The sequence below is a fragment of the Bradyrhizobium sp. Pha-3 genome (genome assembly GCF_042258615.1).
GTDB lineage: Bacteria > Pseudomonadota > Alphaproteobacteria > Rhizobiales > Xanthobacteraceae > Bradyrhizobium.
This window is the reverse complement of record NZ_CP170152.1, coordinates 8316717-8329420: the sequence shown is the minus strand read 5'-3', so window position 1 is coordinate 8329420 and position 12704 is coordinate 8316717. Positions and strand designations below refer to the sequence as shown.

Genomic DNA, 12704 nt, shown 5'->3' with positions numbered 1-12704 from the left:
AGGAAGCAAAGCATGCCAGGGCCATTGGCGGGAGTTCGCGTACTTGATCTGACCGGTGTCGTTTCGGGCCCGTTCGCGACCATGTTTCTGGCCGATCAGGGCGCGGATGTTCTGAAAGTCGAACCGATCGGCGGCGACATTACCCGCCGCAGCCGGGCCAATGTCGACAAGACCGGCGAGTTCTCGGCGCTGTTCATCTCGTCGAACCGCGGCAAGCGTTCGCTCTCGATCGACATGAAGACCGACGCCGGCCGGGACGTGCTGGGCAAGCTGGTCATGCAGTCCGACGTGCTGGTGCAGAATTTCCGGCCCGGCACGATGGAACGTCTCGGGCTCGGTCCGGACGAGGTGCGCCGGAAGAATCCACGGCTTATCTATGTCTCGATCAGCGGGGTCGGCGAAGACGGGCCCTACGCAAAGAAGCGCGTCTATGATCCCATCGTGCAGGCCCTGTCGGGCTTCTGCGATATCCAGGCGCAGCCGGTGACCAATCGTCCGCAGATGATCCGGACCATCGTGGCCGACAAGACCACGGCGGTCTATGCCGCGCAGGCGATCACGGCGGCGCTCTACGCGCGGGAAAAATCCGGCAGCGGCCAGCATATCCAGGTGGCGATGCTCGACGCGATGATCGCCTATCTCTGGCCGGAAGGCATGATGCAATACACGGTGGTCGGCCGCGAGCAGGCGACGGCCGATCCGAACGATCGTCCCGATCTCGTGTTTCAGACCTCGGACGGTTATCTCACCTGCGGGACGATCTCCGACTCCGAATGGCAGGGCTTCTGCAAGGCGACCGGCGATCCGGAGCTCGCCAACGATGCGCGCTTCGCCACGCCGGCATCGCGCTCGGTCAATGCAACGGCGCGTATCAACAGGATGCAGGACTATATCGGCAGACACACCACGGCCGAATGGCTGGCGCGGCTTGATGCAGCCGACGTGCCCTGTGCGCCGATCCTCCGGCGCGGCGAGATCATCGCCAACGAGCAGGTGGTCGCTCGCGGGCTGATCGCCGAGCTGGAGCAGCCAGGCGTCGGCACGGTGCGGCAGCCCAAGCCCGCGGCGCGTTTCGACGTCGATGCCGCCGCGATCGGCGGCCCGGCGCCGCGCATCGGGCAGCATACGAAGCAGGTGCTGTCCGACCTCGGTTACGGCGATGCCGCCATCGCAGAGATGATCGAGCAGAAGGCCGTGCGCGCGGTCTGAGCGACCGGGTCACGCAAGGTCACTATTGCTGAACTGAACAACCGCCGTCGGTGGGAGATGTCCTATGGCCGAGACAAACAAGACTGCCTTGCTGGTTGGTGCAGGGGATGCGATCGGCGCCGCGGTGGCGCGGCGGTTCGCCGCCGGCGGCTACACCGTCTGCATCGCGCGGCGCGATGCGGCGAAATCGAGTCCCCTGGTGGAGGAGCTGACCGGCGCCGGAAGCAAGGTGCACGCGCTCAGTGTCGACGCGCGGCGCGAGACCGAGGTGCAGGAGCTTTGCGAGCGGGTCGAGCGCGAGATCGGGCCGATCGAGGTCTGCCTGTTCAATGCCGGGTCGAACGTCAAGAAGGACCTGCATGAGACCAGCGAAAAACTGTTCTTCAAGGCCTGGGAGCTCGCCTGCTTCGCCGGCTTCCTGGTTGGTCGCGAGGCGACCCGGCACATGCTGCGGCATGGCCGCGGCACCATGTTGTTCACCGGCGCGACCGCGAGCGTGCGCGGCAGCAGCGGCTTTGCGGCATTCGCATCCGCCAAGTTCGGCCTGCGCGCGGTCGCCCAGGCGATGGCGCGCGAGCTCGGGCCGAAGAGCATCCATGTCGCGCATCTCCTGATCGATGCCGGTGTCGACAGCCCGGCCATCCATCAGCGGATGAAGGCCGCCACGGGCGTCGACGCATCAGAGATCCCGCCTGACACGTTGACGCGAACGTCCTCGATCGCGGAGGCCTACTGGTTCGTGCACCAGCAGAGCCGCGACGGATGGAGCCATGAACTGGATCTGCGGCCCTCCGTCGAGAAATGGTGACGTCATGCCTGAGACGCTGACGTTATGGGGGGTGGGGACATCGCGGACGATCCGGGCTCATTGGGCGTTGCACGAACTGGGGCTGGACTATCACTGCAAGCCGATCCTGCCGCGCTCCGGCGAGACAAAAACGCCGGAATACACCTTGCTCAATCCGCGGCAGAAGATCCCGCTGCTGCAGGACGGCGACTTCACGATCGGGGAGAGTGCCGCCATCGTCGCCTATCTGGCGCGCCACTACTCGAACCCGAACATCTCGCTCGTTCCGGTTGAGGAGCGCGATTTCGCACGATGGCTGGAATGGTGCTTCTTCATCGTGGCCGAATTGGACTCGACCAGCCTCTACGTGATGCGCCGCCATGACGTCCAGGGCCTCGCCCATATCTACGGCCATGCTCCGGATGTGGTCGTGAAAGCGGCCGAGTATTTTCGCCAGCAGCTTCGCCATGTCGAAGTCGCTCTGTCGGACGGCCGGCAATATCTGATGGGCGATCAGTTCACCAGCGCGGACATCCTGCTCGCGACCTGCCTGGTTTGGGCGATCGACTACGGCGTCGGGGTTTGCGAGGTCGCGACGCCCTATCTCGACCGCGTCACGGCGCGACCGGCCTACAAGGAAAGTGTCGCGATCAATACCGTGAAGATCTGATTGATCGCGCGTCGCTCTTGGGCGTGGTGTGAGTGCGATGCAGACCGCAAGCGTCCGCACCGGCAATCGGTGCATTGCAGGGACGACGTTCTGCGAACCAATTACGGGAGACGGTCGGACGGAAGCCGGCCGCGCCATTCTTCCTTGGCGATAACCCTGCGCTGCCGGTCTGCGATGGCAGGCCATTCGCAGCGAACCGCGCTCAGGACCGCGGCATCGGCGGACGGGCCCGCATCGGCCGCGAAATAGGCGCGAAGCCTTCCTTCGCAGCGGAAGCCGAGGCTGACGTAGAGATCGTGCGCGTGCCTCAGGCGCCAATCCAGATGCACCTCGGCGCGCTCGACGGCGAGCACCTCGAACGCGTACCGTGTCATGAGATGCGCGACATGGCTCATCAGCACCGTCTCGTCCAACCGGCCGATGCTCCAGATAGGCGCCAGCGTCGCCCGCTTCTCCTCCAGGTCGATCGTGGAGAAGGCGGTGAGGCCAACGAGGTCGCCCGACTGGGCGGCCTCGAGTGCAAACGCGGCCGTGACATTCGCCCGGTTGAGCGCGGCCGTGAGGCGCGCGGCATTTGCCCGGTCGGAGCTGCCCCGATCGAGCTGCCGAAGCATGCCAGCCTCGCCAAGCAGCTTCACCCGCGAGGACTCCGGACCGGTGATCCGGGTCAACAGGATGCGGTCGGTACGGAAGCTTGAATCACTGTTCGCGGGCTGCATGCCGTATTGACGCATCTAACCCTTATGCCGTCAAATGACCGGAATGGCAGTTCATATGCAGTTTGGTCATGTCCCTGAATCCGAGACACGTTGACCTGTTTCGCGAGGTCGTGCGCCACAACGGAATCACGAAAGCCGCCTTGAGCCTTCGGGTGGGGCAGCCTTTCGTCAGCCGCGCGATCGCGCGTCTGGAGCGCGAGATCGGTTTCGCGCTGTTCGAACGTGGGCGCGGCGGCGTCACGTTGACGCCGGAGGGCGAGATCTTCCTGCAGGAGGTCGAACGAAACCAGGTGGGACTGGACTATCTGGCACGCGCCGCGCGCGGCATTCGCGAGCGCGGCAGCGGGACGCTCAGGATCGCCTGCCTCCCGGCGTTCACCTATTCGTTGATGCCGCGGATCGTCAGCAGCTTCTCCAGGAGCAATCCCGGCATCATGCTGTCGGTGGCCGTCCACAGCCCTGAACGGGTCTGGAGCCTGGTCGCTTCGGGGCAGTGCGACGTCGGGCTGGCGCGGCCGCGGGCAGGCTTTGCCGCGGTCGACGACGAACTCCTGATGACGACCGACGCGATCTGCGTCCTGCCCGGCCGGCACCGGTTGCGCTCCAAGCGATCGATCGTGCCACAGGACCTGCGCGGCGAGCCGATGATCGCCGCAGCTCCCGGCGCACCGCATCGGTTGCGCCTCGAACGCATTTTCGATGAGGCCAAGGTCGAAGTCAGGACGGTCGCGGAGATCCAGTACAGCATGCAGCGCTGCGCGCTCGTCGCGCAGGCACTGGGTTTCTCGATCGTCGATCCGGTCGTGGCCCGGGATTTCGCAAGCGCAAGGATTGTGCTCAAGCCGTTCGCGCCACAACTCGAGATCACGACCGTGCTGCTGTTTCCTTCGCAACGGCCGCGCAGCCGTCTCGCGCTTCAATTCTGCGACCTGGTTCGCGCTGAGACCGCCGAATACAGGAAGTCCGCCCGTGCCCCGGCGTGACTATGCCGTGCTGCACCGATCCGAAGTTATTCGGGCAACTGCTGCCCAGGTGCTTGGAGATCGCACGTCGGCATCAGACCGAAGCGGCCATGCAGTCCGCGCCACAAGTCACCGCATATGGCACTCAGAAGCCTGCGCATCGAACGTCCCCCTCGACATCAGCGACCGCAGGCATCCTGCTGACGTCGCCGACGGAATGACAGAGCCAAATCTGGGCAGGCCTGCGCAGTTTTTAAGCAGGGCGCTCTCGCGGCCGCGCCGTGTGCGCCGAAAAATCTCATGAGATTCAAACGCCGGTGCTGTGGCACGCCTCGTGCATCAATGGCGTCGAGTTGGCCGCTAGGGTTCCGACCTTGAAAGACAAGGTGCTGGTCCGAGAGCAGCCGCTTGCGGGGGAGACATCCCCGCAGGTGCACGGCGGGATAAAAGCCCGGGAGACCTCGTTAGCCAAGGGATTGGCGGAGCGATGGTCTTTTCGCCAGTCCCTTTTTGTGAAGTTTCGCAAGAGGGATCGGCAATGAACAAGTTCTCTTTCTTCCTCCGCTCTGTTGTCACCGGCTGCGCGATCGTGCTCGCGGCCGCATCCGTCGCTGACGCCGCACCGAAGAAAAGCTTCAAGGTCGCCTGGTCGATCTATGTCGGGTGGATGCCGTGGGGCTATGCGGCCGACACCGGCATCGTCAAGAAGTGGGCCGACAAATACGGCATCACGATCGAGGTCAAGCAGTTCAACGACTACGTCGAATCGATCAACCAGTACACCGCCGGCGGCTATGATGCCGTCACCATCACCAACATGGACGCGCTGTCGATTCCGGCGGCAGGCGGTGTCGACACCACCGCGGTCGTGATGGGCGATTTCTCCAACGGCAACGATGCCGTGATCCTCAAGAACAAATCCGACCTCGCCGCGATCAAGGGGCAGACCGTCAATCTGGTCGAATTCTCGGTGTCGCACTATCTGCTGGCACGCGCGCTCGAGACCAGCAAGCTGAGCGAGAAGGACGTCAAGGTCGTCAACACCTCCGATGCCGATATTGCGGCCGCCTACAAGACGCCCGACGTCAACGCGGTCGTGACCTGGAATCCGATCGTGACGGAAATTCTCGGCTCGCCCGACGCAAAGAAGGTGTTCGATTCCTCGCAGATCCCCGGCGAGATCATGGACCTGATGGTGGTCAACACCGCGGTCGCCAAGGACAATCCGGATTTCGCCAAGGCGCTGGTCGGAATCTGGTACGAGACGGTCTCCAGGATGACGGCAAACGATCCCGCGGCGAAGGCCGCCAAGGAGGCGATGGCCAAGGCCTCCGGCACCGATCTCGCCGGTTTCGACAGCCAGCTCTCGACCACAAAACTGTTCGACAAGGCAACGGACGCGGAAGCGTTTACGCGCAGCCAGACCATCGGTGTGACCATGGATCGGGTCCGCAAGTTCCTGTTCGACAAGGACCTGCTGGGCAAGGGCGCGAAATCAGCCGACGCCGTCGGGATCGAGCTCGCCGACAAGTCGGTGCTGGGCGACAAGTCGAACGTCAAGCTGCGCTTCGATCCGACCTACATGGACGAAGCCGCCAAGGGCAAGCTTTGACGTCAAGCTCTGACGCGCATCGCGTTGCCTCAAGCAGGAGCCGGACATGCGACTTGTGAACATACGGCCGGGACGGCAGACGCGATTCTATCTGCTCGCGCTGCCGTTCCTGTTGGTCGCAATCGCCTACTTTGCCGGCTCCAGTGCGCGGCTCGCGCAAAACCCCAACGACAAGCTGCTGCCGGCGCTGCCGAGTATGGTGCAGGCGGTCAAGCAGATGGCGTTCGAGGTTGACCCGCGCACCGGGGGCTATCTGATGGCCGCTGACACCGTGGCCAGCCTGGGGCGACTGGGCTCGGCGCTGGCGATCTCGACGGTGGCGGCGCTCGTCCTCGGCATCGTGATCGGGCTGTTGCCGGGCGCCAATGCTTTGCTCGGGCCGTTCGTGTCCGTCACCTCGATGGTGCCGCCGCTGGCGCTGTTGCCGATCCTGTTCATCGTGATGGGGCTCGGGGAGAACTCGAAGATCGCGCTGATCGTGATCGGGACGCTGCCCTGCATGATCCGCGACCTCGCCATGAAGGTGCAGGAGCTGCCGCGCGAGCAGATCGTCAAGGCGCAGACGCTCGGCGCCTCGACCTGGCAGATCGCGCTGCGCGTCGCGATGCCGCAAACCCTGCCGCGGCTGATCGACGTGCTGCGGCTGCAACTCGGCCCGGCGTGGCTGTTCCTGATCGCGGCCGAGGCGATCGCATCCGACTCCGGGCTCGGCTACCGGATCTTCCTGGTGCGGCGCTATCTCGCGATGGACGTCATCATCCCCTACGTCGCCTGGATCACGCTGCTGGCGTTCCTGATCGACGTCGGACTGCGCGTCCTGCAGCGCAGGCTGTTTCCCTGGTTTGCGTCGGTGAGGGCGGAATGAGCGCAATCCGGTTCGACGACGTCTGGAAGGAATATGGCGACCACATCGTGCTGGAGCGCATCACGATGGAGGTCGAGCCGCGTGCCTTCATTGCGCTGGTCGGTCCGTCCGGCTGCGGCAAGACCACGCTGCTGCGGATGCTGCTCGGCGAGGAGCAACCGAGCCGCGGGCAGATCCTGGTCGACGGCAAGCCGCTGCCCGGCGAGCCGGGCGCCGATCGCGGCGTGGTGTTCCAGCGTTACTCGGTGTTTCCGCATCTGACCGTGCTGCAGAACGTCATGCTCGGCCGCGAATTGCGCGACGCCAAATTCTCGGCCCGGCTGTTCGGCGCGGCGCGCCGCGCCGCCGCCGATGATGCCATGAAGCTGCTCGCTGAGGTCGGACTCGCGGGTCAGGAGGGCAAGTATCCGTCCGCGTTGTCGGGCGGCATGCAGCAGCGCCTCGCGCTGGCGCAGGCGATCATGCGCGGGCCGAAGATCCTGCTGCTCGACGAGCCGTTCGGCGCGCTCGATCCGGGGATCCGCGCCGACATTCACCTCTTGATGAAGCGGCTCTGGAACGAGACCCACCTGACGGTCGTGATGGTGACGCATGACCTCAGCGAGGCGTTCGGGCTCGCGACTCGCGTGATCGCGCTGGAGCGGCAGCGCAATCGGCCCGAGGAGCGCGAGCGCTACGGCGCCACGGTGTCGCGCGACCTCGAGATATTCCCACGCCGCAGCGCCGAGCCGCGGTCGTCGGTTCAACCAGCTCCGATCGGGACGACCCGGTCAGGCACGGAGCATCAGCCGGGACGGCCCGGCGCTCTCGTCTTGAAGGAGCAACCATGATCCTGTCAGAGGAACAGAAGGCCGAGATCGCGGCGCATACCCGACGCTACAACGAGCTGAAGGCGGCAGGGCAGGAGCACGCGCCGCGTGCGCTGCCACAGCCGACTTCGCGCGACACCGCGCCGATCGCTGCCGATGCGATCATTCATCGCGAGGTGATTCCGGCCGGCTGGTACTGGACCACGCGGCTGAACCGCGGCGAGGTGCTGCGCATCGTCAACAATTCGGGGACATCGACCGTCAGCCTGCTCGCCTGGAACGCGGCCGACCCTTCCGAGCGACTCAATCACGCCGACACCATCAAGGTGCAGTGGGCGGCGCGGCTGCAGAAGGGGCGCGTGCTGCTGTCGGACATGGGGCGCGCGCTGCTCGGCATCACCGAGGATACCAGCGCCGCGCATGATGCGGTGGTCGGCGGCTCGACGGCTGCGACCAATCAGGCGAAATACGGCGACAGAAATTTCCGCAATACGCGCGACAATTTCATCCTCGCCGCGGCCAAGCTCGGGCTCGATCGGCGCGACGTCCATCCCTGCGTCAGCTTCTTCGCGCCGGTTGCGATCGACGCGAACGGCAAGTTTTTCTGGTCTGAGGCGCGCCGGCAGAAGGGGGATTTCGTCGATCTGCGCGCGGAGATCGACCTGGTGATTGCGTTGTCGAACTGTCCGCATCCGCTCGATCCCGCGGAAAGCTATCCGCGAGCGAGCGTGGAGATCGTGCGCTACCGTGCGGGCGCGCCGGCCGCCGATGATCTGTGCCGTACCGCGACGGCCGAGGCGATCCGCGCCTATCAGAACAATGCGCTGTATCTCGGCGAGACGAGCGAAGGAGCCGCGCGATGACCACGCAATCAGCTCAGACCCGTCGCCGCGCCGTTCTCGACGTGGAAATTCCCGCGCGCAAGCCGTGGTCGGCCATCATCCGCAAAGGGCAGACGCTGCGGATCACGGATACCCATGGCCAGCAGGCGGTCGATACGCTGTTCTATCGTGCCGACGACTTCGGCGAGCGCTACAGCGGCCAGGATACGCTGCGCGCACAGGGCTCGGCCTATGTCGGGCTCGGCACACGGATCATGTCCAACGAGGGGCGCGTGATGCTGCGCGTGGTGGCCGACAGTTGCGGCCTGCACGACACCTCGGCCGGCGCCTGTTCCTGCGAAAGCAACACGGTGCGGTTCGGGCACCAGACCCGCTACCAGCATGCCTGCCGCGAGAACTTCGTGATCGAGGCCGCGAAATACGGCATGTCGAAGCGCGACATCGTGCCGAACCTGAACTTCTTCATGAACGTACCGATCGATCCCGCCGGTAATTTCACCGTGGTCGACGGCGTCTCGAAGCCGGGCGACGCCATCGAGTTGGTCGCCGAGATGGACGTGCTGTGCCTGATCTCGAACTGCCCGCAGATCAACAATCCCTGCAACGGCTTCTTCCCGACGCCGGTGCAGGTCACGATCTTCGACGTCACGATCTTCGAGCCGGAGGCGTGAGGCATGTTCAGCAAGGTCCTGATTGCCAACCGCGGCGAGATCGCCGGGCGGATCGGAAAGACGTTGCACCGCATGGGCATCGGTTCGGTCGCGGTCTATTCCGACGCCGACCGCTTCACCCGGCCGGTGCTCGAGGCCATTGAGGCCGTGCGCATTGGTCCTGCGCCGGCGGCCGAGAGCTATCTCAACGTCGATGCGATCATGGCGGCGTGTCTTGCGACCGGCGCGCAGGCGGTGCATCCCGGCTACGGCTTCCTGTCGGAGAACCGACGCTTTGCCGAGCGCCTTGCCGAGCACGGCATCGCGTTCATCGGGCCGCGGCCGGAGCACCTTGACGCCTTCGGCCTCAAGCACCGCGCGCGCGAGATCGCCGAGTGCAGCGGCGTGCCGCTGCTGCCGGGCTCCGGCCTGCTGGAGACCATCGACGAGGCGGTGCAACAGGCGGAAGCGATCGGCTTTCCGGTGATGCTGAAGAGCACGGCGGGTGGCGGCGGCATCGGCATGCAACTCTGCCACGACATGGCGACGCTGCGTGAGCGGTTTGAATCCGTGCAGCGCACGGCGCGCGCGAGCTTCGGCGATGCCCGTGTGTATCTGGAGCGGTTCGTTGCCCGGGCGCGCCACATCGAGGTGCAGATCTTCGGCAACGGCAAGGGCGACGTGGTCGCGCTCGGCGAACGCGATTGCTCGTTGCAGCGGCGCAACCAGAAGGTTTTTGAGGAGACCCCCGCGCCGGGGCTCTCCGCCGACATCAGGCGGCGGCTGCACGCGGCCGCGGTGTCGCTCGGCAAGGCGGTCGCTTACGAATCCGCCGGCACGGTGGAGTTCATCTACGACGTCGCGCGCGAGGACTTCTACTTCCTCGAGGTGAACACCCGGCTCCAGGTCGAGCATCCCGTCACCGAGCAGGTCACTGGTGTCGATCTCGTCGAATGGATGATCCGGCAGGCGGCCGGCGAGGACGTGCTCGGCAAGGCCGGCGCGCTGACGCCGAAGGGCGCGGCGATCGAGGTGCGGCTCTATGCCGAGAATCCGGGCGCAGGCTTCCGCCCGAGCGCGGGTCGGCTGACACAGGTCAGCTTTTCACCGGACGCGCGGATCGACGGCTGGATCGAGACCGGCACCGAGGTGTCGCCGTTCTACGATCCGATGCTGGCCAAGATCATCGTCTCGGCCGAGACGCGCGAGGCTGCGATCGCAAAGCTGACGCAAGCGCTGGATGACACGGTGGTCGCCGGGATCGAGACCAATCTAGATTATCTGCGCGCCATCGCGGCGTCCGATGTGTTCCGCAGCGGGCAGGTGGCGACCAGCGTGCTCGGCGCCTTCGCTTACCGGCCCCGCACCATCGATGTCGTCGCGCCCGGCGCGCAGAGCGGGGTGCAGGAACTGCCCGGCCGCCTGCATCTCTGGCATGTCGGCGTGCCGCCGAGCGGGCCGATGGACGAGCGCTCGTTTCGTCTCGCCAACCGCGTGGCCGGCAACCCGGAGACCACGACCGCGCTGGAGCTGACCGTCAACGGGCCGACCTTGCGTTTCAATACCGATGCGACCGTCGCGCTCTCGGGCGCGTGGATGAAGGCATCGCTCGACGGCGCTAACGTTGCCTACGACGAGCCTGTCGCGGTGCGCGCCGGCCAGACGCTTGTCATCGGCAGCATCAAGGGCCCGGGCCAGCGCGCGTATCTTGCCGTGCGCGGCGGCATCGATGTGCCCGAGATCCTGGGCTCGCGCGCCGTGTTTGCGCTCGGCGCCTTCGGTGGCCATGCGACGGGCTCGCTGAAGGCCGGCGACGTGCTGCATATCGGCGACGAGCCGTCGAGCCTTGCAGCGCCGCGGCGCGCGACGGAGGACGAGCGGCCGGAGCTGACGTCGGCGTGGCAGATCGGCGTGGTCTATGGCCCGCATGGCGCGCCGGACTTCTTCCTCGACGATGACATTGAGACGCTGTTCGCGTCGAGCTACGAGGTACATTTCAATAGCGCCCGCACCGGTGTGCGTCTGATCGGTCCGAAGCCGCGTTGGGCCCGCGCCGACGGCGGCGAGGCCGGGCTGCATCCGTCGAACATTCACGACAATGCCTACGCGGTCGGCTCGATCGATTTCACCGGCGACATGCCGATCATTCTGGGACCGGATGGACCAAGTCTCGGCGGCTTCGTCTGTCCGGCGGTCGTCGCGCGCGACGAACTCTGGAAAGTCGGCCAGCTCAAGCCCGGCGACACCGTCCGCTTCATTCCGGTGAAACGCGACGATCCGGTGGCCGGCCCCACCGTGCTGCGCGCGCCCGAGCTCGGCGCCGCGATCGTCGGCCGCAACGATGACGGCCCGATCCCGGTGGTCTACCGGCGCGCCGGCGACGACAATCTCCTGGTCGAATACGGTCCGATGGAGCTCGACATCGCGCTGCGGCTGCGCGTGCATGTGCTGGCGCAGGCGCTGGAAGAAGCAAAACTCGGCGGCCTGATCGACCTCACGCCCGGCATCCGCTCGCTGCAGATCCATTATGACGGCACCGCGCTGTCGCGAGCAAAGCTGCTCGATGTGCTGCGGCGGACCGAGCGTGAATTACCGCCGGTCGACGCGATGCGGGTGCCGAGCCGCACCGTGCATCTGCCGCTGTCGTGGCGGGATCCAGAGGCCGAGCTGGCGATGCGCAAGTACCAGGAGCTGGTGCGTGCGGATGCGCCGTGGTGCCCGTCGAATGTCGAGTTCATCCGCCGCATCAACGGGCTCGGCAGCGAGGACGACGTCCGCCGCATCGTGTTCGATGCCGACTATTTCGTGCTCGGCCTCGGCGACGTCTATCTCGGCGCGCCGGTGGCAACCCCACTCGATCCGCGGCACCGGCTGGTGACCACCAAGTACAATCCGGCGCGGACCTGGACGCCGGAGAACGCGGTCGGAATCGGCGGCGCCTATATGTGCATCTACGGCATGGAAGGGCCGGGCGGCTACCAGCTGTTCGGCCGCACCATCCAGGTCTGGAACAGCTGGCGCACCACGCGGGTGTTTGAGCCGGGTCATCCCTGGCTCCTGCGGTTCTTCGACAAGATCCGCTTCTTCCCGGTCGACGCCGACGAACTGCTCGACGCCCGCGCTGCATTCCCGCACGGCCAATACGACATCAGGATCGAGCAGGGCGAGTTCTCCTACGCCGACTATGCGAAGTCCTTGGCCGAGGCGCGGCCGTCGATCTCAGCGTTCAAGGCGACGCAGCAAGCCGCGTTCGATGCCGAGCGCCAGCGCTGGCGCGAGATGAAGCTCGACGAGGCGCCGGCCGAGTCGATTGACGCGACGGCCACTGCGACGGGGATTCCCGATGGCCAGGTCGGCGCGTTCTCCGAAGTGCCGGGCAACATCTGGAAGATCCTGGTGGAGGAGGGCGCCAGGGTCGCGGCCGGCGACGTGCTGGCCATCATCGAATCCATGAAGATGGAGATCTCGGTGCTTTCGCCCACGGCCGGCCGCATCTCGTCGGTGCCGATGAAGCCCGGACAGACGCTGCGCGCGGGGGATGTCGTGGCGTTGCTCCGGCCGGATTGATCCCGCCGTCCC

At 65.8% G+C, this 12704-nt stretch carries 11 protein-coding genes and 1 riboswitch; of the genes, 10 read left to right on the top strand and 1 reads right to left on the bottom strand.

Annotated elements, in window-relative coordinates:
* Positions 1-12 precede the first annotated feature (12 nt).
* The 3 genes from ACE10Z_RS38940 (at position 13) to ACE10Z_RS38930 (ending at position 2666) form a co-directional block, all read left to right on the top strand.
* Positions 13-1209: a CaiB/BaiF CoA transferase family protein gene (locus tag ACE10Z_RS38940; RefSeq protein ID WP_375785419.1), complete on the top strand. Its 1197-nt coding sequence runs from the start codon at positions 13-15 to the stop codon at positions 1207-1209.
* 64 nt (positions 1210-1273) lie between these two features.
* The gene (locus ACE10Z_RS38935) at positions 1274-2017 is read left to right on the top strand and encodes an SDR family NAD(P)-dependent oxidoreductase (protein ID WP_375785418.1); all 744 of its coding nucleotides are present in this window, start codon (positions 1274-1276) and stop codon (positions 2015-2017) included.
* Between the two features lie 4 nt (positions 2018-2021).
* Positions 2022-2666 (top strand): glutathione S-transferase family protein, encoded by a 645-nt coding sequence (locus tag ACE10Z_RS38930; RefSeq protein ID WP_375785417.1) that lies wholly within the window; start codon positions 2022-2024, stop codon positions 2664-2666.
* A gap of 101 nt (positions 2667-2767) precedes the next feature.
* Here ACE10Z_RS38930 and ACE10Z_RS38925 read toward each other — a convergent pair whose 3' ends face one another.
* Entirely contained in the window at positions 2768-3337 is a 570-nt protein-coding gene (locus ACE10Z_RS38925) for a GNAT family N-acetyltransferase (protein ID WP_375785416.1), read from the bottom strand.
* Between the two features lie 188 nt (positions 3338-3525).
* On the opposite strand from ACE10Z_RS38925, the gene ACE10Z_RS38920 reads away from it, so the two are divergent.
* The 7 genes from ACE10Z_RS38920 to uca all read left to right on the top strand — a co-directional run bounded on the left by ACE10Z_RS38920 (position 3526) and on the right by uca (position 12692).
* Positions 3526-4368, top strand: coding sequence for a LysR substrate-binding domain-containing protein (locus ACE10Z_RS38920; RefSeq protein ID WP_375785415.1), 843 nt, complete (start codon positions 3526-3528; stop codon positions 4366-4368).
* A gap of 328 nt (positions 4369-4696) precedes the next feature.
* A riboswitch (guanidine-I (ykkC/yxkD leader) is annotated at positions 4697-4807 on the top strand.
* Between the two features lie 78 nt (positions 4808-4885).
* Positions 4886-5959, top strand: coding sequence for a putative urea ABC transporter substrate-binding protein (locus ACE10Z_RS38915; RefSeq protein WP_375785414.1), 1074 nt, complete (start codon positions 4886-4888; stop codon positions 5957-5959).
* Positions 5960-6005: 46 nt separating this feature from the next.
* Positions 6006-6824: an ABC transporter permease gene (locus tag ACE10Z_RS38910; RefSeq protein ID WP_375785413.1), complete on the top strand. Its 819-nt coding sequence runs from the start codon at positions 6006-6008 to the stop codon at positions 6822-6824.
* Complete coding sequence (locus ACE10Z_RS38905) at positions 6821-7654, top strand: ABC transporter ATP-binding protein (protein ID WP_375785412.1); 834 nt, start codon at positions 6821-6823, stop codon at positions 7652-7654. Before ACE10Z_RS38910 ends, ACE10Z_RS38905 begins: the two co-directional genes overlap by 4 nt.
* Positions 7651-8496 (top strand): urea amidolyase associated protein UAAP1, encoded by an 846-nt coding sequence (locus ACE10Z_RS38900; RefSeq protein WP_375785411.1) that lies wholly within the window; start codon positions 7651-7653, stop codon positions 8494-8496. The genes ACE10Z_RS38905 and ACE10Z_RS38900 overlap by 4 nt, the downstream gene beginning before the upstream one ends.
* Positions 8493-9146 (top strand): urea amidolyase associated protein UAAP2, encoded by a 654-nt coding sequence (locus tag ACE10Z_RS38895; protein WP_375785410.1) that lies wholly within the window; start codon positions 8493-8495, stop codon positions 9144-9146. Before ACE10Z_RS38900 ends, ACE10Z_RS38895 begins: the two co-directional genes overlap by 4 nt.
* A 3-nt stretch (positions 9147-9149) precedes the next feature.
* On the top strand, positions 9150-12692 hold the full coding sequence (gene uca, locus ACE10Z_RS38890; RefSeq protein ID WP_375785409.1) for an urea carboxylase: 3543 nt from the start codon (positions 9150-9152) through the stop codon (positions 12690-12692).
* The last annotated feature ends 12 nt before the right edge of the window (positions 12693-12704 follow it).